The sequence below is a fragment of the Candidatus Enterococcus murrayae genome (assembly GCF_017315985.1).
Classification (GTDB): Bacteria; Bacillota; Bacilli; order Lactobacillales; family Enterococcaceae; genus Enterococcus_A; species Enterococcus_A murrayae.
In genome coordinates, this window is the sequence record NZ_JAFLVR010000011.1 from 50,430 (window position 1) to 74,202 (window position 23,773).

The window sequence follows — 23,773 nt, forward strand, 5'->3', positions numbered from 1 at the left end:
GAAAGCGAAAGCTTTTCCTCTTTTTTTGTGGAATAATTAATAAATTCCGAACTTTTCGACTTTAAAACGAGAAAATGCTCGAATTTTATTGGTTAAACCCTTATAATGGGAAACGATAAATCAGAATAGGCAGTCGTGTGCTCTTTCTTTATGGAAGCAGGACATGAATACGCGTTGAGAATCAAAATTTTTTTCATCGAGAAAAAAATATTAAAACGAAATAGGAGTGAATTACGTGAAAGTGCGTCGAAGCGAACGATTAATCGACATGACACAATATTTGTTGGATCATCCACATGACTTGATTCCATTGACTTTTTTTGCGGCCAGATATGGTTCGGCAAAATCTTCTATCAGTGAAGATTTAGCCATTGTAAAGAAAACCTTCAAAGAACGAGGAACAGGGTTCTTAGAAACAATTCCAGGTGCAGCAGGCGGTGTTGTTTTTACACCGAGCATTACGGATGAGGAAGCGCAGGAATACATTGGCTCTTTAGCTGAGCGTTTGTCAGAGGAAGATCGTTTATTGCCTGGAGGTTACGTGTATTTGTCTGATATGTTAGGGCAACCAGACTTGCTGCGTAAAGTTGGTCGTATTATTGCTGCTCAATATTTGGATAAGAAAGTCGATGCAGTTATGACTGTTGCAACAAAAGGGGTGCCGATCGCCCAAGCAGTCTCATATTATTTAAACGCACCATTCGTGATTGTCCGTCGGGATTCAAAAATCACGGAAGGATCAACTGTCAGTGTAAATTACGTTTCCGGTTCTTCTGAACGTATTGAAAAAATGGAATTATCAAAACGCAGTTTGAAGCGCGGTTCGAAAGTTTTGATCGTGGATGACTTCATGAAGGGCGGCGGGACCGTCAATGGTATGAAGAGTTTGATTGAAGAATTTGAAGCGGAGCTTGTGGGAATCACTGTTTTTGCAGAATCTAAGTTCAAAGGCGAACGCGCCATCGATGACTATAATTCATTGTTGTTTGTGCAGGATGTTGACACCAGCACGAAGACTATCACGGTCGTACCAGGCAACTGCTTTGATAAATAGCTGCTAGAAATGCTAAGCTGTTTGGGCTCTCCAGTTTTTTTATGGAGGGTCTGACGGACTAGCCTTTTTTGCGTCGGGCTAGTAAAATAGTATGAGTGTTTAAAAATTAATAGAAATTTCAGTGCTTATTAAAACGAAATAGGATGTCAGTTCTACGTTATACTTTCAGCATAATTAGTAGAATGATATGCGTGTTGAGGATCAGACTCATTTTTTAAGGAAAATGAATACATTAAAACGAAATAGGAGTGACTTCTTTTGGAAAATCGTTATGCGATTATTTTAGCAGCGGGTAAGGGAACTCGCATGAAATCAAAATTATACAAGGTCTTGCATCCAGTAGCGGGAAAACCGATGGTGGAGCACATCATTGAACGTGTGGTTGAAACACAGCCAACTGAGATCGTAACGATCGTAGGTCATGGCGCGGAAATGGTTAAAGAGCAGTTAGGTGAACGCAGTCAATACGCTCTGCAGGCAGAACAACTAGGTACGGGTCATGCGGTTATGCAGGCGGCAGAATTTTTAAAAGGCAAAGAAGGAACCACTTTGGTTATCAGCGGGGACACGCCTTTGCTTACGACTCAAACGTTGAATAATCTTTTTGATTACCATCAAGGGAAAAAGGCAAGTGCGACGATTTTGACAGCTCATGCAGAAGACCCAACAGGCTACGGGCGTATCCTGCGAGATCATGTCGGCATCGTAGAAAAAATCGTTGAACAAAAAGATGCGACGCCAGAGGAAGCTCGTACTCAAGAAATCAATACGGGAACCTATTGCTTCGATAATAAACAGTTATTTGCAGCGCTGGAAAAAATCGGTACCAACAACGCGCAAGGGGAATACTATCTAACGGATATCGTTGAAATATTAAAGAACGAAGATCAAACGGTCGCTGCCTATCAAACAGAGGACTTTGAAGAATCATTAGGTGTAAATGATCGTATTGCTTTAGCGAATGCGAATGGGATCATGCGTCGTCGGATCAATCGTCAACATATGGTCAATGGTGTGACCTTTATTGATCCGGCAACTACGTATATAGATGCCGGAATCGAGATCGGTTCAGATACGATCATCGAGCCGGGTGTGCAAATTCAAGGAAAGACTGTAATCGGTTCGGATTGTATTATCGGCGCACACTCCAAAATCGTCGACAGCACGATAGAAGACAATGTAGAAATCAAAGCTTCCGTCTTAGAAGAATGTATTGTTCGTAAAAATGCAGATGTTGGCCCTAATGCCCATTTGCGTCCGCAGGCAGACATCGGTGCGAATGCGCATATCGGGAATTACGTAGAAGTCAAAAAGGCGACGATCGGTGAAAATACCAAAGTCGGTCACTTGACTTACGTTGGCGATGCGACGCTTGGAAAAGATATCAATGTTGGCTGCGGTGTTGTTTTTGTTAACTATGACGGCAAGAACAAACATCATACTAATGTAGGTGATCATGTCTTTATCGGTTCAGGGACAAATATCATCGCACCAGTCACTATCGCAGATCATAGCGTCACAGCAGCCGGTTCGACGATTACGGATGATATCGCTGAAGGAGATATGGCGATTGCTCGTGCCCGTCAGGTGAATAAAGCAGGATATGCAAATCGTTTGCCATTTTAAGGGAATTCTCTTGATTTCTTAAATGGAAATGACTAGTATTTTATTTGAAATGGTATATAATCGGTAACGTATGCTTAAAAAGAAAGTGGAGGTCCCCATGTCGAAACACTATTTTGATCCAAGATTGAAAATTTTTGCTTTGAACTCAAATCGTCCCTTAGCTGAGAAAATCGCTGAAGAAGTCGGTGTTGAACTAGGAAAAAGTTCAGTTACCCAATTTAGCGATGGTGAAATTCAAGTAAATATTGAAGAAAGTATTCGCGGCTGTCATGTCTATGTCGTTCAGTCAACAAGTAGTCCGGTAAATGATAATTTAATGGAACTTTTGATTATGATCGATGCTTTGAAACGTGCGAGTGCAAAAACAATCAATGTCGTAATGCCTTATTACGGGTATGCCCGTCAGGACCGTAAAGCGCGTGCACGGGAACCAATTACTGCTAAACTTGTTGCTAACATGATCGAAAAAGCTGGCGCAACACGTCTATTGACGTTAGATCTTCATGCCTCTCAAATCCAAGGATTCTTTGATATCCCTGTGGATCACTTAATGGGCGCGCCATTGATCGCTGATTACTTCTTAGAAAAAGGGATTTGCGGCGACGATGTCGTGGTTGTTTCACCAGACCATGGTGGGGTAACACGTGCGCGTAAATTAGCCGAATTCTTGAAAGCACCAATCGCGATCATCGACAAACGTCGTCCGAAAGCGAATGTTGCCGAAGTAATGAATATCATTGGGAAGGTCGATGGGAAGACATGTGTCATTATCGATGACATGATCGACACAGCTGGTACGATTACACTAGCTGCAAATGCATTAAAAGAAGCTGGTGCGAAACAAGTATACGCTTCATGTACGCATCCTGTATTATCCGGTCCGGCAATGCAGCGGATCCAAGATTCAGCGATCGAACATTTAGTTGTAACAGATTCAATCTACTTATCTGATGAACGCAAGATCGATAAAATCGACGAAATCAGTGTTGGTGAATTAATGGGGGATGCGATCAAACGTATCCATGAAAACAAACCAGTCAGCCCGTTGTTTGAAACACATAAAAAATAATTTTACTTACTAGGCATCCTTAAATAGGATGCCTTTTTTTCAGCGCAACTTCTCGCAAATTAGAAAAAACTATAAACATAAGAAAATGCGCTTCTTCTCACGTTATCCTATTTTTGAAGATAATTTAATGGATCAAAAAATTTGGAATAAACGCTTTCATGAGAACTTCCTTCTGATATGATAATAAGTGTAAAAGTCTGTCTGAGGAGGGTATCATGCAAAAGAGAATGGATCGAATTACCATGGCTGCGGGCTATGGAGTTTTAATAATTGCTTCATTTTTAAAAATAATCGGCGGTGTCAATCAGCGCTTCAGCTTACTTGAGGTCTGGCTTCGCAGTCTCATCAGCGGGAATTTTTTACATTTCTGGCAAAACGAGTTTTCTTCTGGGATTGGCGTTTTAGTGGGTACGGGAATATTTCTGATATTAGCACTGCTCTATATCCTTGATGCCGTTTTGACCACTCGTCATCGAAGCGTCTCTTTTTTACAATCAGCTAAAGTAGCATGGTTGTATTTCACGATGTTCTTTTACTTCATTTTCATTCAATTCTATTCTAGCAGTATCTGGCTTGTTCTAATCTTGATTTTGGGTGCACTGGAATTTCTTTTGAATCGATATTTAGAAGATAAAATTGAGCGGGATCGAAAATATGCAGAGCTGCAAAAAATCGAAAAATCCTATAATGAAGATCGCAAACGACGATTAGCCTTTCCGGGAAAATATCCCCCGGCGTTTCACCAGATGATTCGTAGGAATTTTCGCTTTCATCAAAAGAATTATTTGCTGCTGATAGTTGCCAATGCACTGGTCTTTTTTACACTAGTAATTCTTTTTTTTACCTATAAGGAATTTAGTGGAACCCATACGCAGGATTCCATCCTTGATAGGACGGGGCTTTTGCGGATTTTTATTGAGTCAGGCGGCGTTCTATTGCTATTGCTGCTATTGTTTTTGGCCTTTATGGATGGCTTGTATGTTGATTTTAAAGCGAAGCACATGGAATTATTTATTCAGCTAGGCATTCGAAAAAAGACCTTTTTGGCAATGCTTTTAGAAGAATTTAGTTTTTGTGCATTAGCGGGAATCCTGATTGGCGGAACACTTAGTTTACTGATTGCCAGAGAACTATCTGGCTTTGGCTGGGCATTCTTACTGTATGTCGGTCTGTTGACACTGGCAATGTCCTTTCATCAGGAGAAAATATTACGCCTGATCCAGTTTGAACCGCGAGAGCAGGCAAAGCCGGATCGGCCGAACCAACGCTGGACACTACTGTTTCTATTAGTGGGCTTGATTGCACTAGCTATTACTTTTTGGTGGTTCCACCGTCGAAAATCAGCGGAGACATTATTAGTGGTAGGATCACTGGTCGTTGCTTTATGGGGACTATTTCTAGGCGGAGGCGGACTCTATGTTAAATACAAGCGTGGAAAAATCAGTCTATTGCTTTCACGCAATGATTTATTTTACCGATTCCATAAAAGTATGAATAGTTTAATAGTAGCGACGCTATTACAGGTATTAACAATCGGCTTCTTTTTACCACGCTTAGTGACCTTTCAACAAACGTCGGTATCCGATTTGTTTCCTTATGAAGTAGTCGCAAAGGTCAAACAGCCGGAGGTTCAGCAGGTAGAAGCAACCTTGAATCAGAACGAAGCAGCGTGGGAAAAATATCCTTTCTATCCAGTAACATCTGTCGATGGCGATCCTGAATGGGAAGCGTTCGGAACTAGTCGACCTGTCATGTTTATACAAGGACAGCATATCGGTATTTCGGAGACGTCGTACCAGCAGCTGCGACAAGCAAATAAACTTGCGAAACACCCGCTGCATTTAAAAAAAGGACAATGGCATGTGGTTTATCAGCAATCGATCAGTATTCGCGGACAACCGATCGATTGGGATCCCCAAAGCACGCGACCGCGCCTAAGGGTCGGTACACCACTGGAAAGCTACAACACAGCAAATGTTGATTTGATTTTTCCGATGCGCAATATAAAAAGTCAAGAACGTTTAGTCTTAACTGGTATGTTTCAACGAGGATTGCAGGAAAATATTCTTGTTTTAGCAGATGAAGAATTTAGAGAACTTGCCAAGAAGGAAAGTCCTCGTCAATTATTCTTGGTTAATGGCGTCCAAAAAAATAGTAATTCGTTGAGCTTCTTGAAGAAAAGCTATATAGACGATAAGCGATGGGATTCAACAATCGAGCCGATATACGAAAAAAAACAACGTGAAGATAATGTCGTTACGGAGAATTATTTGCAGATTTTACTACTGATTTTTACGTTAATTGTATGCATTTTTATGAGTGTTGGGCTGTTGGTAGCAAAATTTGAGAGCGAGCAGGCCAGTTTGATCGCTCGAAGGAGACTATTGGATCAATAAGGAATGCCGGAAAAAGAGCAGCGAAGGGTTTTAAAACAGCAGGTGGGTCTCTTTACGTTGCTGCCGATAGTCGCTGGGTTTCTGCTGAGTGCTGGCTTTATTGGAATTATGGGGATGCTGCGATTCTTCTCGAGGCAGGAATGGCTGGAATTTAGCCGCTTCTTCCTAATGGATTACAGTATTTATTTATTAGGCTGGCTGGTTATCGCAAGCTTGATCTATCGCAGAATTGAAAAGTGGAGGTAAGTAAATGGAGCCAATCATTAAAGCCGCGGCTATTACTAAAAATTATGGGCGGCAAGAAGTACTCAAGGGAATTGATCTGACTATCAATTATGGAGATTTCACTTGTATCATGGGGCGCTCTGGTTGTGGAAAGACCACGCTGCTAAAAATTTTAGGTCTGATGCATCCGCCAACTACAGGAGAGGTAGTATTTGAGAACCGAGTGACGCATAAACTTTTTCCCGATGAGATATCTGATATACGCAGACGAAAAATTGGCTTCGTGTTTCAGGATTTTAATTTGATGGAGAGTATTACTGTGAGAGAGAATATTCTGTTGCCTGCGATTTTGGATAAGCAGGATACCGTAAAAGCAGAAGAACGGATGACACCGTTTTTCCAAGTTTTGCGAATCGAGCATTTGCTGGACAAATTGCCGCATGAATTATCCGTAGGGGAAAAACAGCGAGCGGCAATTTGCCGAGCACTTATGAATGAGCCGCAAATTATTTTGGCAGATGAACCAACGGGAAATTTAGATAGCAACGCTGGAGCAGAGGTAATCAAAATATTTCAGCAGATCAATCAGGACTTAGGAATCACGATCGTAATGATCACTCATGACAGCAAAGTAGCTCAGGCCGCTAAAGATGTCATCTTTTTGAAGGACGGGCAAATCTATGATCGACTATTGAATGTTGTCGGATCAGAGGCTCGGATCGCTGAAAAAATGCTGGAAGTGTAATTTGCATGTATGTAAAAAGAAGCGTCCGATTTTTCGGACGCTTCTTTGCTGTAAACATATGGGAGTGAATAGAAACTTCAAGCATGTTCAATCTAATAATTAAAACAGTGCCATTAGCAAAAAAAAGAGCTCATCGGTGGGTGGCCGATGAGCAAAGGAGTTAAAAAATGAAAAAGTGTTAGGGTTGTTTGTTGGTATGCTTATATAATAGCAACGAGTTGTGAATTATTTGTGAATGAAGCTTGGCATAAAATTAAAGAAAGTAGGTTGAAAAAAAGATTAAGTATATTTATTTCTTTATAAACAAAAAGGAGCTCACCGGTGGGTGGCCGATGAGCAAAGGAGTTAAAAAATGAAAAAGTGTTAGGGTTGTTTGTTGGTATACATATATAATAGCAACTAGTTGTGAAAAAAGTGTGAACGATGGTTGTTCAGAAATTAAAAAATCTATAAAGAAAGTGGAACGCAATTAACTTGACAAAAATATTATATTTATTTCCTTATAAACAAAAAGGAGCTCACCGGTGGGTAGCCGGTGAGCAAAGGAGTTAAAAAATGAAAAAGTGTTAGGGTTGTTTGTTGGTATGCTTATATAATAGCAACTACTTATGAATAAAATGTGATGAAAGACTAGCGAAACCATTAATTTTATAAGAAATAAAGCTCATCTATCGATATATTAATAAAAGAATTTATTCGGAGAAAGTCGAATAAAACGCTTGATTGCCGCAAATTAGTGAAATTAAAGACCTAATAATTATATAATATCAAGTAAATTTTAAATGTGAACTGCTGACAGAAAATACCAAGCAGAATGGTATCGGCAAAAAAGGCTTAATCAATAAAGAAAAAATCTCCCAAAAAACACGGCATCATGTCCTTGGGAGATTTTACTATTCATACACGCGATTTTTCTTATCGTAAATGTTCCGTAATTCCAGGTATAGCGGAATCAACTCATTTTTCGTGTATGGGAAGTCCAATTGATACAATTGAATATGCGGCTTTTCTTTTTTCAGCAGCGAAGACGAACTGATGATTAAATCATAATCATCCTTCAAGGACACATCATAAGGTTCAGCATCGATAAAGCGCAGATCTTCCAAGAAGCGATATAAATCACGGACGAAGATGGCATTGTGTTCCAAGGCGATCCCGACTTTCAAATTATTCGCATATGGAAATTGGTTGAAGTAAGGCAATAATAATCGCTTAAAGGCTCGCGTAAGCATCGGATGCACAGAACCAATAAAGCTGTATTGCGGATTATCTTTCGCCATTTGCATAAAATTTTGGATATTTTGAAATAGAATATATTCACCGCGCGTTTGTTTTTCATTAGGATTCATCACCAATTCGATCATACTTGGGAATGGTTGCCGGAAAATAAAATAGCCGAAGGTGATATTCAATAAATTCGCAATAACTAACGGATCATCCATCATTTCAGGACGATCAGGAAACAGCGCCTTTTTCGCGAAATTACGAAATTCTGTAACAAAATCATTGACTGGATTTGGCCGGGCATTAAAGTCGTGAATTGTTTGTTTCATACTCTGATCATCACGAATCGTATAGAAAGGTGAATAGTGAGCTAACAAATAAATGAAGCTAGATTCGCCTTTTAACTGACGGGTCGTCATAGGAACATCGACTAAATCACGCAATGAAGTAAAGTCGTAGTAAGGATTGTCCTTCATTAAGAAATTGTAGCGTGGGTCGTATTTGACAAATTTTTTATTATTGACACGGATCATATCAATCGAAGTAAATAATTTGATTTCTTGGGTTCCAAAGTACGTTCGCGACAACGGGAAATATTCTTTGTATGTATCAACGATTTGATTCAACTGATGCTGATCAACATTTAATGGGCATTCAATTCCACGGGTTCCAAGCCATAAAAGATCAAACAATGCTAAACGAATCAAGCGTTCATCTCCAGACATTCCGGCCTCTGTATAAGTAAAGCGGATGTTGAAGCGTTTTAAATGTCTTTTCAACTTATCGATCTTACGAGAAACTGTGGAGCGGCTCACAAAATATTTCTCACAAAATTGTTCGATTGTTGGATTTTCTTCATTTAGGAAGTATAGGATAAACTGAAACGGCACCGCTTGCTGCAATAGGTGATACCGATATTCGTCAACGGTAGCGTTGAGATTTTCTAGATTTACCTTTCCGGCACGCATCATGATTGTTTCGTGATTTGGCCGAATTTCTGCCAATTCTTGATCTATTTCATTCAACTCAATGACACTTTGCTGATAATTTAAATCTAAATCTTCTGACAATTGACTGATTGCTAGTATTTTTTTGGTTGTTTGATTTAAGTATTTAAAGATATTAAAACGCAAGAGGAGCGACGCATCAAACATAAGTTCCTCATATAACATCTGTTTTCCTCCTTTATTAAATTAATTTATTAATCTGAATTTTTTTAAGCATATTTCTTCTATATTGTACTTTATTTACAAAAACCTGTCAGTTATTAACCAGTAAAAAGTGAGTAAAATTATATAGGGAAAAACAATTTTCATGCTATTCTAAGAAAGAAGGTGAAAAAATGACAAAGTCTCGTTTGGAAGCATTTACAGATGGTGTAGTTGCTATTGTATTGACCGTTCTCGTGCTGGATATTCAAATACCTGACGAGCCAACTCTGGCGTCATTGCTGAGTATCACGAATACATTAATTGCCTATGTGGTGAGCTTCATTTTTGTCGCTGTAATCTGGGTGAATCATCACCGAATGATGCAGATGTCAGAAAAAATCAATTATCGTGTTATTTGGGCAAATATTTTTTGGTTATTTTGGCTAACATTATGCCCTGCGGTGACGAGTTGGGTGGGTCGTAATCCTGACCATTTTTGGCCGGAATTTTCTTATGTGCTAGTTTACATGATGTGGAGTTTTTCATATGGTGTTTTATCGAAACAGCTGATCAAAGCGAATGAGCCTGATAGTCATGTGGCAAAGGTTTTAAGGCGTGACCAACGCAGCAAGCTATCAATAATTATTAACCTAGCTGTTTTAGGCGGAGTTTTTCTTTTTCCGCCCATTGGAATCTTTGGCCGGTTTTTAGTTTCCGGTATCTGGGTCGTTTCTTATCGTAGGGCTGACCAATACTATCAAAAAATATTTGGCAAAAAAAATCGCGGCAGAAGTTGAGAGCTTCTGCCGCTTTTTGGGTGTATAAGTTTTAAGGTTCTGGATGTAATACTCGATGCAAGAATTCTTTTGTTCGAGCTTCTTTCGGGTGTACAAAGATATCTTCTGGTGTTCCTTGTTCTGCGATGACTCCTTTATCCATGAAGATGACACGATCAGAGACTTCCTTCGCAAAAGCCATCTCATGTGTCACGATCACCATCGTCAGACCGCTCCCCGCTAATTTTTTCATGATCTGCAGCACGTCGCCGACCATTTCGGGATCAAGGGCGGATGTCGGCTCATCAAACAGCATGACCTCTGGATTCATTGATAAGGCACGAGCGATAGCGACCCGCTGTTTCTGTCCTCCAGAAAGCTGTGCTGGTTTGGCATCAATGAAGCGTGCCATGCCAACTTTTTCCAAATTTTCTAACGCAACTTTGCGGGCTTCCTCTTCCTTCCTGCCTAAAACTGTTACTTGACCGCTCATACAGTTTTGCAAAACGTTCATGTTGTTGAAGAGGTTGAAGGATTGGAAAACCATTCCTAAATGGGTACGATATTTTGGTAAATTATAGCCCGGCGCTAAAACATTCTCACCTAGATACATGATTTTTCCATCTGTTGGAGTTTCCAATAAATTGATGCAACGCAGAAAAGTGGATTTACCAGAGCCAGAGGCACCAATAATGGTCACGACTTCTCCTTTGTTGACATTCATGCTGATATCTTTTAAGACGGGGTTATCGCCGAAACTTTTTTTCAAATGTTCGATTTCAATGATACTGCTCATAATGATCCTCCTTATTTCTATTAGTGGGACTGGCAAAGCAGAACGAGTTCGTTCAGCCTTTCTTACTATTTATCTTCACCAACTGCTACGTCTACATCATCTAAGCGGACATATGCCGAAGGACCGTCCATTTTCTTTTCAACAGCTCGTAAGATACGCGTTGCTGTGAAGGTTAAGACGAAATAGATCACACAGATAATGAAGTAGGTTTGGAAGAACATATAGTTCGTTCCGGCAGCTGATTTCCCTTGGAAGAACAATTCAGAAACAGAGATGATACTCAATACCGAAGTATCTTTGATATTGATGACTAACTCATTTCCGGTCGCCGGCAAAATGTTTCGCAAGACCTGCGGTAGTACGACTTTACGCATTGTTTGCCCATGAGTCATCCCAATTGCGTGAGCAGCTTCGAATTGCCCTTGGTCGACAGCGAAGATTCCCCCACGGACGATTTCTGACATATAAGCACCAGTATTGATTGATACGATGAACAGAGCAGCTGCTGTACGATTCAGATCGATGCCGAAAGCCATGGCGATCCCATAATAGATTACGGCTGATTGAACAATCATCGGTGTTCCACGGAAAATCTCGATGTAAGCATTTAACAGCCAACCAAACACTTTTTGCAGTCCGCGTTTTGCGCTATTGTCCGACTCAGGAATCGTTCGAAAGACGCCGACTAATAAGCCAATCAATGTACCGACAGTGGTACCCACGATTGCAAGCAGCAATGTCATACCTGTACCACGCAGAAACATCGAACCGTTTTGCTTCAAGATACGAACAAATACATTTTCTTTTTTACCTGAAGAGTTTTGTGTTTCATCTGTAGCTGGTTGATCTTTGATGGCTTGATCCATGACTTCAACCCGATCGTCTTGTGAAATGCCAGCTAGTATCTGATTGACTTGCGCCATTTCAGGATCTCCTTTGCGCATCCCAACAGAAACTTGAACATCTTCCGGATTAGTTTGGAAGCCGTCCGCTTTGTCGAATTCCACCATTTTCAAATCAGGGTTTACACTTTCTGCAGTCACACCCTCAGGTCGTTCGCTAACGTACCCATCGATTGTTCCAGATTCCAAAGCGACACGCATCGCCGGGAAATTATCCATGGCTTCCTGTTTTTTTACGTCAGGGATTTGAGGAATGACATCATAATGGAAAGTACTTAACTGGGCAGTGATTTTTGCGCCAGCAAAATCTTTGATTGAAGTAGCCTTGGCGTAATCAGTATCTTTACGGGTGACGATGACTAATTGTGATTCGTAATAAGGGTCAGAAAAATCGACCTCTTTACGTCGTTCAGCCGTCGGTGACATGCCGGCAATAATAGCGTCGATCTTGCCAGATTGTAGGGCAGGCAGTAAACCATCCCATTCAGTTTTAACAACAACCAATTTCCGATTCATTTTATCGGCGATTTTTTTCGCCATCTGGACGTCGTAGCCGCCAGCATAAGCCTTGTCGCCTTGGATTCTTACTGCGCCGTTTCGGTCATCTTTTTGAGTCCAGTTGAAAGGAGCATAGCCCGCTTCCATACCAACACGTAATTCTCCTTCAGGTGTTTTTTCGTCTGCCCGAGTGACTAATGGGGCTCCTAGAAATGAAATAAATAATGCAATGAGTGCGATAACTGAAAATTTTCTTCTATTCATAATTTCTCCCTTTCTTGAAATCACGAGATTGGGTAGGGGATGTTTTTTTAAATCTACAACAAAAAAAGCCGCCGATTCGTATATAAGGCCGCTTGCAGATAATAAGAAGATGATGTTCCCTCTCACAAAAACATAGCGCAACTTAGCATCACTGCTAAGACAGTCCGCAAGTTATTCGCTTGCGTCCCAACATACAAAATAAAGAGAATTCTGTACATTTCGGCGAAACTTCCTAGTCCTACTTCGACGTGTCTCTACACTCCATAGGGTTAATAAGGTTCGCGACCTCTACCTCATTGTCCTGAGGCATCTCGTATTCAGTTATTATGTTTCACAGTCTAAAGCCTATAAATGAAAAAGTCAATGGAAATCATTTGGAACGAACAAAAAAGACGATTGTTTTTTTATTTCGCGTAGATTTATTTGTTTAAATGGACAAAAAAGTTCGGTAAATAATTTTTCTTTTGGAAAAGAGCTTCTTTTCGTTTTTCCTAAATGTTTCAACTGAAAAAGTGAATGGCTAATAATACGATTAAGTATTATCATCATCCGAAAAAAACTCTTCGTTACAATCGATTTGATTTTTGAAACGTAAATTGTACTGAAGTAAATATAGCTAGGGTCCCCTCAGTATAGTTAACTGGGGGAACTCTTTTTATTTTCCCTTGCATTTATACTATACTGATTCTTGAGGTGACAAAAAATGGAAATCACGATTGATCAAGCGGTAAAAATGATTCAGCAAAGTAAAAAAATAACCTTTTTAACAGGGGCAGGGGTCTCTACTCCCTCGGGGGTACCAGACTATCGTTCGTTACAAGGTATCTATCATGGAATTGAAGCGCCGGAATACTTACTGAGCAGCGAGTGTCTTGTTCGTGAACCAGAGAAATTTTATCAGTTTGTCAAACATTTATACCACGAGGAAGCTCAACCGAATAGTATTCATCAAGCAATGGCGCAGATGGAAAAAAGAAAATATATCTGGGTGGTTTCGCAAAATATTGACGGTTTGCACACAGCAGCAGGAAGTCGTCAGCTAGTGGATTTTCACGGTTCTCTTTACGATTGCTATTGCCGCAAGTGTCAGCAATCCGTAGCATGGACAGATTATTTACAAAGCGATCGCCACAAAGTTTGCGGCGGACAAATTCGTCCAAATATTGTTTTGTATGGCGAGGGCTTTGAAAAAACAGTCATCCAGCAGGCGATTACGGCGGTAAGAAATGCGGAGCTTGTAGTTATTGTCGGGACAAGCTTCCAAGTTCATCCATTTTGTGATTTAATTTATGAAAAACACGAAGATGCGAAAGTATTAGTAATCAACCAAACACCGATCCAATTAACCAGTACGTATGATTTTGTACAGGCGGATGGAACGGTAGTTTTTGAAAAGGTGTAAAGATGGCAGCTGATGAAAATCAAAAGAATCTATTTATTTTAAACTAGGGGGAAAAGGTGTGGAGTTGACTGAAAAAGAAAAAATGATTGCTGGCAAATTATATTTTACAGGAGATCCTGAATTGGTAGCAGATCGCAAAGATGCGCGTGTAAAATTACGAGCAATCAATCAAGAATCGGATAAGAAAAAAAGAGAAGTAATTGTAAAGGAAGCATTTGGCGGAACTAAAAACCGTGTATACGTGGAGCCGACAATTTCTTTTGATTATGGCTATAACATTTTTGTAGGAGAAAACTTCTACTGTAATTTTCACAATGTCTTTTTAGATATCTGTCCGATTACTATCGGAGATAATTGCTTATTTGGACCGAGTGTTCAACTATACACGGCGAGTCATCCATTAGAGCCAGGCAAACGCAATAGTGGACAAGAATTGGGCAAACCAATTACCATTGGCAATAATGTTTGGATCGGCGGTTCATCGGTTGTGGTTCCTGGTGTAACTCTGGGTGATAATGTTGTTGTGGCGGCTGGATCGGTAGTGACAAAATCGTTTCCGGCTAATGTCGTGGTCGGCGGAAATCCCGCACGGATCATTAAGACGATTGAGGACGAGAATGAAAAGGATAAGCTCACTCAAGCACGGGAAAAAATTGATACAATCGACCAAGAAATCGTTGCACTATTAGAAAAACGCATGGCAGCAGTGAATGAAGTGACTGCCTACAAAGCACAAACGAAGAAAGCTGTTTTGGATACTAGCCGTGAAGAGCATGTTTTGGAGAATGTCGCGAATTTAGTGAAAGACGAAAATTATCGCGAAACAATTGTAGAGACATTCAAAGATATTATGAAACAGTCACGGAACTATCAAGAAGGGCGGTTGAAATAATTATGATCGATGGTGAAAGACGCAAAGCTGAGATTCTCGCAGCACTGCAGCAGGCGGAAAAACCCATCAGCGCGACAAGCTTTGCTAAAGAATTTGGCGTGAGTCGTCAGATTGTGGTTGGTGATGTCGCTTTATTACGAGCAGCAGGTGAGGATATCATCGCAACTGCGCGCGGATATTTACTGGAGCGTGAGTCAGAGAAATTATTTAGTAAAATTGCCGTACAGCATGCACCTGAACAAACGGAAGAAGAACTTCGTACGATTATTGAACATGGCGGTGAGGTCGTTGATGTAATAGTGGAGCATCCCTTATATGGGGAATTAGTCGGCGGACTGCATTTGGCGACTGAACAAGATGTTGATCGATTTATTAAAGAAGCCAATGGATCGCGGGTGACGCTCTTATCTGAGTTGACAGGCGGCATTCATCTTCACACGATCGCATATGAGACATTGGATGATTTATTAGAAATCAAACACGCTCTTTCAGAAAAAGGTATATTATATGAAGAATAAACGCTAAACTAAAAAAGAAAAACACACGAAAGAACTAACTTCTTATTAAAAGCAGCATAAAAAAATAAAAGCCGAACAATCCTATTTCTATCGATTCCGATAGTACATGGTCGTTCGGCTTTTATTAAGTATTTTTTAGATCAATCACTTTAATCTACTCAATGACTAACACGCCATCTTTCAAATGCAAGGGGTTCTTTTCATCAATATGATCATAGAACATAATGCCGTTGATATGATCAATCTCATGTTGTACGACGATTGCGTTATAATTTTTCAACCGAATCTTATGTTTTTCGCCTTCCGAGTCAAAATAAGAAACAGTGATGCGCGCAGCACGAACCACGTAGCCTGGTACTTCGCGATCGACTGACAGACAGCCTTCGCCTTCACCTAAACAAGCTTCTTGAACTGAGTGGCTCAAAATTTTCGGATTATACATGACGGTACTGATGCCGTTCTCCGGTTTTTCTGGGTCAACGCTAGGAACGTGAACCGCGATAATCCGTTTTGAGATATCTAATTGGGGAGCCGCTAAACCAACTCCGCCTCGTAGATTTAATTCTTCTGCCTTCACAGGGTCTTGACTATTTTTAAGAAACTGCAACATTTCTTTGCCAAGCTCCACATCTTCAGCAGTTGGAGGAATCGGGACTTCTTTGGCGACAGCTCGCAAAGTCGGATGGCCTTCCCGAATAATATCATCCATTGTGATCATTAAAAAATCTCCTCTCAAGACTTTAATTTCATCACGTTAGTTTAACACAAAAAGTAAGTAAGGTAAAAAAACTGTTTTTAATAAAGCTGTTCTTTAAAAAAATTGTAATGATTCTAAAAGAGTAGTTTAAATTGCTGTACAGCTTGATTTTTTGGAGTAAATCAAGTAAAGTGTTAGAGTGTGCAAAGCGCACCACCTATCACTTGGTTGGGCGATTCACCAACGCTCTACTCAGTCATAGGAAGAAAAAAGGAAGAGGTGAAAACCATGGCATTATCAAAAGAACGTAAAAACGAAATCATCAATGAATTTGCTCGCCATGAAGGAGATACTGGTTCTCCAGAAGTACAAATCGCTGTATTGACGGAAGAAATCAATCAACTAAATGAGCATGCACGTGTCCACAAAAAAGACCACCATTCATATCGCGGTCTAATGAAAAAAGTTGGTCATCGTCGTAACTTGCTAGCTTACTTACGTAAGAACGAAGTACAACGTTACCGTGAATTAATCCAACGTCTAGGACTACGTCGTTAATTCGTACTACTATTGAAGTGAGGTTCCTAGGAATCTCACTTTTTTTGACAGTTGCGTTTTTTCCAGTTTTAGTTGGTGAAAAAGAAATTATTACCAACTATAGATCAAGCAGTTTAGCGCAATGTTATGCGTACGAGAACAAAAGAATTTTACGCCAGTAACATTCATTCATTATTAACGAGCTGGCTGCTGAGGTTTCAAATAGTAATTATCTGAGCTCAACTCAGAAAAAATAAAATCCCTTTGATTGGCGTGTTGTCACTCTACTAACCAAATGCAAGAAGCGAAGGATTTCGCTGTTTCCATTTGTTTAGTAGCGTCGCACTGGTCAAAGGAAAAAGGAGAAATTATGTCAGAAAAACAAGTTTTTAAAACCACTTGGGGCGGGCGCCCTCTGCAAGTTGAAATTGGTCAGCTTGCTAAACAAGCCAATGGTGCAGTATTAGTTCGTTACGGTGATACCGTTGTATTAAGTGCAGCAGTTGCTTCAAAAGAAGCGAAGGATTTCGACTTTTTCCCATTAACGATTAATTATGAAGAAAAAATGTATGCGGTTGGGAAAATTCCTGGCGGCTTCATCAAACGTGAAGGACGTCCAAGTACGGAAGCGACTTTAACTGCCCGTTTAATCGACCGTCCGATTCGTCCAATGTTCGCGGATGGGTTCCGTAACGAAGTCCAAGTAACGAACTTCGTAATGAGTGTTGAACAAGATTGCACACCAGCAATGGCTGCGATGTTTGGTTCTTCATTGGCGTTAGCCATTTCAGATATTCCATTCGAAGGCCCGATCGCTGGTGTTGATGTTGGTCGAGTGAATGGCGAATATGTACTGAATCCAACGGAAGAACAACATGCGGAGTCAGATATCGACTTAACAGTGGCTGGAACAAAACAAGCCATCAACATGGTAGAATCTGGTGCTAAAGAAGTTTCTGAAGAAGATATGCTAGGAGCATTATTATTTGGTTTTGACGCAATCAAAGAATTAGTTGCTTTCCAAGAAGAAATCGTTGCCGCTGTCGGCAAAGAAAAAATGGAAATCAAATTATTACAAGTTGATCCTGAGTTGAAGAAAGAAATCTTTGATGGCTATTATCAAACAATGAAAACAGCCGTAATGACCATGGATAAATTGGCTCGTGAAGACGAGATCGAAAAAGTTAAAGAAACCGTCAAAGAAGTGTACGCAGAGAAATTTGCGGATCATGAAGAAGAAGCGCAATTAACTAAAGAAGTGAAACAAATCGCCGAAGATCTTGAGAAAGATGTGGTTCGCGAATTGATCACGATCGATAAGATTCGTCCGGATGGCCGTAAATTGGATGAAATCCGTCCATTAGCCGCTGAAACTGGGTTATTGCCTCGTGTTCACGGATCAGGTCTGTTCACTCGTGGACAAACCCAAGCGTTATCTGCTTGTACCTTGGCACCATTAGGTGAACACCAAATCATTGATGGTCTTGGAACAGTTGAGAGCAAACGATTCATCCATCATTATAACTTCCCACAATTCTCTGTTGGTTCAACGGGACGTGCAGGTTCTCCTGGTCGTCGTGAAATCGGACATGGAGCGTTGGGTGAACGTGCCTTAGCGCAAATTATTCCAAGTGAAGAAGATTTCCCTTACACAATCCGTTTAGTAGCGGAAGTATTGGAATCAAACGGTTCTTCTTCTCAAGCAAGTATCTGTGCCGGAACCTTGGCATTGATGGATGCTGGTGTGCCAATCAAAGCACCAGTTGCTGGGATCGCAATGGGACTTGTCTCTGATGGGGAAAACTATACGATCTTAACCGATATTCAAGGTCTAGAAGATCACCTTGGCGATATGGACTTTAAAGTTGCTGGTACAAAAGATGGTATCACAGCTCTACAAATGGATATCAAAATCCAAGGAATCACAGAACAAATCTTGACTGAAGCATTAACACAAGCAAAACAAGCCCGTTTGGAAATTCTTGAAGTATTGACAGATACGTTGGCTACACCGCGTGAAGAATTAAGCCCATATGCACCGAAGATTGAAATGATCCAAATCGATCCAGATAAGATCAAAACAGTTATCGGTAAAGGCGGCGACACTATTAACGGGATCATTGATGAAACCGGCGTGAAGATCGATATTGATCAAGAAGGGAACGTCAGCATTGCTTCTTCAGATGCAGACATGATCAAGAAAGCAATCAAGATCATTGAAGAATTAACGAAAGAAGTTAAAGTCGGTGAAGTTTATTTAGGTAAAGTCGTTCGTATTGAGAAATTCGGCGCTTTCGTAAACTTAATCAAAGGCAAAGACGCTTTGGTTCACATTTCTCAGCTTGCGAATGAACGTGTGAATAAAGTGGAGGATGTCGTAAAATTAGGCGATGAAGTACTCGTTAAAGTTACAGAGATCGATCGTCAAGGTCGTGTAAATGCTTCTCGCAAAGCCTTGTTGAAGGAAGAAGAAAGTAAAAAAGAAGAAAAATAGTTTCTAATTTGAGGTTATTCTTTGACAATCCTCTCTGGAAACTGGATAATACGGTTAAGTTTTAGGGGAGTAGCGACATAGAGCCTGGCTCTATGCTTTTAGATCAACAACTAGTGCATAGCACTGGTCTAAGAGATAATTTGCAAGACCTAAACAATAGTGAGAGCTGTTGTTTAGGTCTTTTTTGCGAGTTTCTATATGTTTTAGCGTTGTTAGGAAAGTGACTTTGTTTACACTAGACGAACTGTCAGTTTCATTTTTCACATAACATAAAATGCAATCATAAAAACAGATGAAAAACGTGCTTATAAGAGAAAATGACTGCAACGAGCCTAAAGCTTAATATAAAGAATCAATACCGCTTCAGCATTGGCTGTAATAGGAGTGTGCAAAATGGAAAAGAAGAAAGATCATATTAAGAAGCTTTCGGCAGCTGGATTGCTGATTGCGATGGGGGTTGTTTACGGAGATATCGGGACAAGCCCATTGTATGTAATGAAAGCTATCTTGGAAGAAAATGGTGGGTTGAGTACTGTCACGCAAGATTTTGTTCTTGGAGCAGTCTCCCTTGTTTTTTGGACCGTCATGCTGTTAACGACGGTCAAATATGTGCTGATTGCTTTAAAAGCAGACAATCATGGTGAAGGAGGAATCTTCTCTTTATACACCTTAGTGCGAAAAGGCGGGAAGTATTTAATCGTGCCTGCGATGATTGGCGGAGCAGCGCTATTAGCCGATGGAGTATTGACACCAGCCGTGACAGTTACGACGGCAATCGAAGGGTTGAGAGGAATTCCAGGTTTCTATCAAGAATTCGGTAATAATCAAAATATTATCGTGATTATTACTTTAGTGATTTTGCTCTTTCTATTTTTGATCCAACGATTTGGAACGGATTTTGTTGGAAAGGCTTTTGGTCCCATCATGTTTCTGTGGTTTACGTTTTTAGGTTTAATGGGCTTATTAAACATTCCTTATGATTTTGGTGTGATCAAGGCGTTGAATCCTTATTATGCCGTTCACTTATTATTCAGTCCTGATAATAAAATGGGTATCTTTATTTTAGGAAGTATCTTCTTGGCAACGACTGGTGCAGAAGCTCTTTACTCTGATATGGGACATGTAGGTAAAAAGAATATCCATATCAGCTGGCCCTACGTTTTACTTTGTCTGATGTTGAATTACGCTGGACAGGCTGCATGGATTTTGCATGCTAAAGGAGATGCGGCGATCGAAGGCATCGAAAATTTGAATCCCTTCTTCCAAATATTGCCAGAGGGCTGGATGATTTTTGGAGTCGTCTTTGCGACCATTGCTGCAGTCATAGCTTCTCAAGCATTGATTTCAGGATCATTTACATTGGTTTCTGAGGCAATCAAGTTAAAACTCTTACCAAGAATGCGGATTATCTATCCTGGTAAAAGTATTGGACAGATGTATATTCCAGCAATCAATATGATTTTATGGGCAGCATGTTCATTGATTGTTCTGACTTTCCGTACGTCTAGTCATATGGAGGCGGCTTATGGACTGTCCATTACAGTTACAATGCTGATGACCACGTTCTTGCTGTATCACTACCTGCTGCAAAAAGGAACATCTCGGTTTTTGGCACTATTAATGTTAGTCTTTTTCGGAACGCTAGAAGGTTTCTTCTTCATCTCAAGTGTGACTAAATTTTTCCACGGCGGTTTTGTAGCCGTCGCAATGGCACTATTGATCTTGAGTGTCATGTACATCTGGTACCGAAGCAATCGTGTACAGGAAAATACTAGCCAAGATGTGAACTTCAAAGACTATCTTCCACAGTTACAAGAATTACACGATGATAACAAGATTCCATATTATCAGACGAACGTGGTATTTCTGGTCCCGCGTTTGGATGGGGATCAGATTCCACAGCAATTTATTTATTCGATTTTAGATAAACGATTGAAGCGAGCAAAAGTTTATTGGTTCGTGAATGTGGAAGTAACAGATGAGCCTTACACGGAAGAATATAGTATCGATATGATGGGAACGGATTTTATTGTGAAGGTCAAACTTTATTTGGGATTTCGTATTTCCCAAGACGTCAATGTTTATTTACGTCAGATCATCCATGATTTGATGAAGCAAGGACGTTTGCCAAAACAACCGCAACATTACTCATTGACACCGGGACGCCAAGTTGGTGACTTCCGCTTTGTGATGATTCAAGAAGTGCTGTCGAATATGACGAAATTAGATAAATGGGATCGTCAAGTGATGCAGGCACGACTCGCCATCAAACACCATACGGTTACTCCGGAGCGCTGGTTTGGGATCGAATATAGTGAAGTAACTTATGAGACAGTTCCATTAATTGTAGGTGAAACTAGAAAAACATGGCTTAAAGAGCGGAAAATGTGATCCTATCATGTAGGTGATTTAATTGGCTCTATTCAAAACATTTATACAGATTAAGAACTTTTGGCTTGAATAAGCATCAAAAGTTCTTTTCTTTTTATTTGAAATAAGTTAAATTAAGATTAAAAAAGAATGAAGGTGAGGGGTGCAGGATGGAAATGACGATTTCAGGATTGCGAGATAAATTGTATAAGGCAGATAATGATCAGTTAATAGAGTTGCTTTGTCAGGTATATAAACATTCGGAGGTTGCTCAACAGATTGTTGATTCACGCTTTTTAGGCGATGATTACGGAATGCGCTTGGCAAAAACAACAAATCAAAGGTTAGAGAAAGCTTTTTTTCCACATGGAGAAATCGATCGTTCTTTAGTAAAAGCGGAAGAATTGTTGAGAAAGTTTCGCAAAAGCTGTCAAAATCAGCGCGCCTTGATTGACGTAGAATTGTATTTTGTTGAATGCGGCTTAGATTTTGTGGGGATTTTTGGAGAATCAGAAGGCATTAAAGAATTGTTGATTATGAGCTATGCATCGGCAGTAGCACGAATTTTGGAAGACGATTCGCAGATGTACTTCCAGATTTATTTTGCACGATGCAACCAAATTATCGATATGGCTAAGGATTTTACTTCAGAGTTTTCTCAGAATATGTTGGATGTATATTGCCAACTAGCAAAAGAGTGAGGTTAGCCCTCACTCTTTATTTGTAGATGTAGTTGTTGTTCCTGATCCAATTTCTTCAAGTGTCGCATTGCTTTAAAGTATGAAGTCAGCAAGACGGCCGTTGATCCCATCCAAGCTAATGGTGAAGCAAATGCTGCACCGGCAAAACCGAATGCGTGTGTCAAAATAATAGCTGCAAAGGAGCGCATGACAAGTTCCATAATCCCGGCAATCGTTGGGATTTTTGCTTGACCTAAACCCTGCAGAGTGTAGCGTAAGATAAATAGAATGGCTAAAACCCAGTATAAAGAGCCGTTGATAGTGAAATAAATCTGTGCAAGTTCGAAGACACGAGTTTCAGTGCTATTAACGAAAAGTGCGACAAAAAAGCGGCCGCAGGTTATGACTAGAAGCCCAGCAAAGATACTGAATGCTCCGCTCATCAATAAGCATTGTTTCACGCCTTGTAAAATACGTCCATATTCTTTGGCCCCTAGATTTTGTGCAGTAAAGGTCGCCATAGTGATTCCAAATGACATCATAGGTAAGATGGCGAATTGATCGATACGGCTTGCAGTAGTTTGAGCTGCTACAACATCAGTTCCTAAGGTATTTAAAGCTGATTGCAAAATGACGGCACCAATCGCAATAATAGATGATTGGAAGCCCATTGGCAGTGCTGCATTCAAATGCACACGCAAATCTGCTTTATCCAAAGAAAAATGTTTCCGGCCGATCTGCAGTAAAGGGATTTTTTTTCGAATGAACCACACACACATCAAGCTAGCAGCTACTTGAGCAATAACCGTCGCAAACCCTGCTCCTGCAACACCCATGTGAAAATAAATAATGAATACTAAATCCAGAACGACATTGATTACAACCGCAAAAGCTAAGAAAAATAGCGGTGTGCGGCTGTCGCCTAACGCTCGTACCATATTGGATAATAAATTGAAGCTCATTGAAGCAAAAATTCCGGCCAATATTATTGAAATAAATTTTTGCGCTTGATCCAATAGTTCTGGCGGGGTTTGCATCAATAATAGTAACGGTCGTAAGAATATCAGACTCAAAACGGTTAAGACGATTGTTACTCCCAGGCTAATGAGAATCGAGGAAGCAAAGCTTTTTCGGACACCTTGAATATCTTGGGCGCCAAAACGTTGTGCAGTTATAATTGATAAGCCTGCAGTCAAACCTTGTGCAAATCCGATAATCAAAAAACTGACACTGCTGGTAGCTCCTACTGCGGCCAATGCATCTTTTCCTAATGTCTGACCAACAACTACCATGTCGACCATGCTATAAAATTGCTGAAAAACATTTCCTACAAATAAGGGCAAGGCGAACAGAATGATCAGCTTTGCCGGATTTCCGTGAGTTAACTCTTTCATCTTTTTCCCGCTTTCTAATAAAATTTTCTGATTGATATTACCACAATATTTTCTGAAAGCAAG

General features: G+C 40.3%; 19 protein-coding genes and 1 riboswitch. Of the genes, 14 read left to right on the forward strand and 5 right to left on the reverse strand.

What is annotated here, in order from left to right; translation table 11 throughout:
- Positions 1 to 235: 235 nt before the first annotated feature.
- From purR to JZO85_RS05120, 6 genes are all read left to right on the forward strand, one after another.
- Complete coding sequence (purR, locus tag JZO85_RS05100; protein ID WP_088934160.1) at positions 236 to 1,054, forward strand: pur operon repressor; 819 nt, start codon at positions 236 to 238, stop codon at positions 1,052 to 1,054.
- 258 nt (positions 1,055 to 1,312) lie between these two features.
- On the forward strand, positions 1,313 to 2,680 hold the full coding sequence (glmU, locus tag JZO85_RS05105; RefSeq protein ID WP_207107446.1) for a bifunctional UDP-N-acetylglucosamine diphosphorylase/glucosamine-1-phosphate N-acetyltransferase GlmU: 1,368 nt from the start codon (positions 1,313 to 1,315) through the stop codon (positions 2,678 to 2,680).
- Positions 2,681 to 2,777: 97 nt separating this feature from the next.
- Positions 2,778 to 3,749, forward strand: coding sequence for a ribose-phosphate diphosphokinase (locus JZO85_RS05110; RefSeq protein ID WP_016179446.1), 972 nt, complete (start codon positions 2,778 to 2,780; stop codon positions 3,747 to 3,749).
- 215 nt (positions 3,750 to 3,964) lie between these two features.
- Positions 3,965 to 6,145: a hypothetical protein gene (locus JZO85_RS05115; protein WP_242550218.1), complete on the forward strand. Its 2,181-nt coding sequence runs from the start codon at positions 3,965 to 3,967 to the stop codon at positions 6,143 to 6,145.
- Between the two features lie 3 nt (positions 6,146 to 6,148).
- Positions 6,149 to 6,391, forward strand: coding sequence for a hypothetical protein (locus JZO85_RS23090; protein WP_242550219.1), 243 nt, complete (start codon positions 6,149 to 6,151; stop codon positions 6,389 to 6,391).
- 4 nt (positions 6,392 to 6,395) lie between these two features.
- Positions 6,396 to 7,115: an ABC transporter ATP-binding protein gene (locus JZO85_RS05120; RefSeq protein ID WP_207107447.1), complete on the forward strand. Its 720-nt coding sequence runs from the start codon at positions 6,396 to 6,398 to the stop codon at positions 7,113 to 7,115.
- Between the two features lie 893 nt (positions 7,116 to 8,008).
- Here the strand turns inward: JZO85_RS05120 and JZO85_RS05125 are convergent.
- Positions 8,009 to 9,511: a helix-turn-helix domain-containing protein gene (locus JZO85_RS05125; RefSeq protein WP_207107448.1), complete on the reverse strand. Its 1,503-nt coding sequence runs from the start codon at positions 9,509 to 9,511 to the stop codon at positions 8,009 to 8,011.
- 170 nt (positions 9,512 to 9,681) lie between these two features.
- Between JZO85_RS05125 and JZO85_RS05130 the strand changes: the two genes are divergently transcribed.
- Positions 9,682 to 10,287 (forward strand): TMEM175 family protein, encoded by a 606-nt coding sequence (locus tag JZO85_RS05130; protein WP_207107449.1) that lies wholly within the window; start codon positions 9,682 to 9,684, stop codon positions 10,285 to 10,287.
- 31 nt (positions 10,288 to 10,318) lie between these two features.
- Here the strand turns inward: JZO85_RS05130 and JZO85_RS05135 are convergent, their stop codons facing one another.
- Both JZO85_RS05135 and JZO85_RS05140 read right to left on the reverse strand, forming a co-directional pair.
- Positions 10,319 to 11,062, reverse strand: a complete 744-nt coding sequence (locus JZO85_RS05135; RefSeq protein WP_207107450.1) for an amino acid ABC transporter ATP-binding protein — start codon at positions 11,060 to 11,062, stop codon at positions 10,319 to 10,321.
- A gap of 65 nt (positions 11,063 to 11,127) precedes the next feature.
- Positions 11,128 to 12,726 (reverse strand): ABC transporter permease subunit, encoded by a 1,599-nt coding sequence (locus JZO85_RS05140; RefSeq protein WP_207107451.1) that lies wholly within the window; start codon positions 12,724 to 12,726, stop codon positions 11,128 to 11,130.
- A 125-nt stretch (positions 12,727 to 12,851) separates the two neighbouring features.
- Positions 12,852 to 13,025: riboswitch (Lysine riboswitch) on the reverse strand.
- 404 nt (positions 13,026 to 13,429) lie between these two features.
- On the opposite strand from JZO85_RS05140, the gene JZO85_RS05145 reads away from it, so the two are divergent.
- Genes JZO85_RS05145 through JZO85_RS05155 form a run of 3 tightly spaced genes read left to right on the forward strand, consistent with a single transcriptional unit; the run spans position 13,430 to position 15,538 of the window.
- Positions 13,430 to 14,128, forward strand: coding sequence for an NAD-dependent protein deacylase (locus tag JZO85_RS05145; RefSeq protein ID WP_207107452.1), 699 nt, complete (start codon positions 13,430 to 13,432; stop codon positions 14,126 to 14,128).
- Between the two features lie 58 nt (positions 14,129 to 14,186).
- Positions 14,187 to 15,020, forward strand: a complete 834-nt coding sequence (locus tag JZO85_RS05150; RefSeq protein WP_347401783.1) for a chorismate mutase — start codon at positions 14,187 to 14,189, stop codon at positions 15,018 to 15,020.
- A 2-nt stretch (positions 15,021 to 15,022) separates the two neighbouring features.
- Entirely contained in the window at positions 15,023 to 15,538 is a 516-nt protein-coding gene (locus JZO85_RS05155; protein WP_207107453.1) for a transcription repressor NadR, read from the forward strand.
- Positions 15,539 to 15,692: 154 nt separating this feature from the next.
- Here the strand turns inward: JZO85_RS05155 and def are convergent, their stop codons facing one another.
- On the reverse strand, positions 15,693 to 16,256 hold the full coding sequence (gene def / locus JZO85_RS05160; protein WP_207107454.1) for a peptide deformylase: 564 nt from the start codon (positions 16,254 to 16,256) through the stop codon (positions 15,693 to 15,695).
- Positions 16,257 to 16,523: 267 nt separating this feature from the next.
- On the opposite strand from def, the gene rpsO reads away from it, so the two are divergent.
- The 4 genes from rpsO to JZO85_RS05180 all read left to right on the forward strand — a co-directional run bounded on the left by rpsO (position 16,524) and on the right by JZO85_RS05180 (position 22,337).
- On the forward strand, positions 16,524 to 16,793 hold the full coding sequence (gene rpsO / locus JZO85_RS05165) for a 30S ribosomal protein S15 (protein ID WP_088934178.1): 270 nt from the start codon (positions 16,524 to 16,526) through the stop codon (positions 16,791 to 16,793).
- 349 nt (positions 16,794 to 17,142) lie between these two features.
- Entirely contained in the window at positions 17,143 to 19,266 is a 2,124-nt protein-coding gene (pnp, locus tag JZO85_RS05170) for a polyribonucleotide nucleotidyltransferase (RefSeq protein WP_207107455.1), read from the forward strand.
- Positions 19,267 to 19,659: 393 nt separating this feature from the next.
- Positions 19,660 to 21,657, forward strand: a complete 1,998-nt coding sequence (locus JZO85_RS05175) for a KUP/HAK/KT family potassium transporter (protein WP_207107456.1) — start codon at positions 19,660 to 19,662, stop codon at positions 21,655 to 21,657.
- A gap of 149 nt (positions 21,658 to 21,806) precedes the next feature.
- Complete coding sequence (locus JZO85_RS05180; RefSeq protein ID WP_207107457.1) at positions 21,807 to 22,337, forward strand: hypothetical protein; 531 nt, start codon at positions 21,807 to 21,809, stop codon at positions 22,335 to 22,337.
- A 2-nt stretch (positions 22,338 to 22,339) separates the two neighbouring features.
- Here JZO85_RS05180 and JZO85_RS05185 read toward each other — a convergent pair whose 3' ends face one another.
- A complete protein-coding gene (locus JZO85_RS05185) occupies positions 22,340 to 23,710 on the reverse strand; it encodes an MATE family efflux transporter (RefSeq protein WP_207107458.1) in 1,371 nt (456 codons plus the stop codon).
- Positions 23,711 to 23,773: the final 63 nt, after the last annotated feature.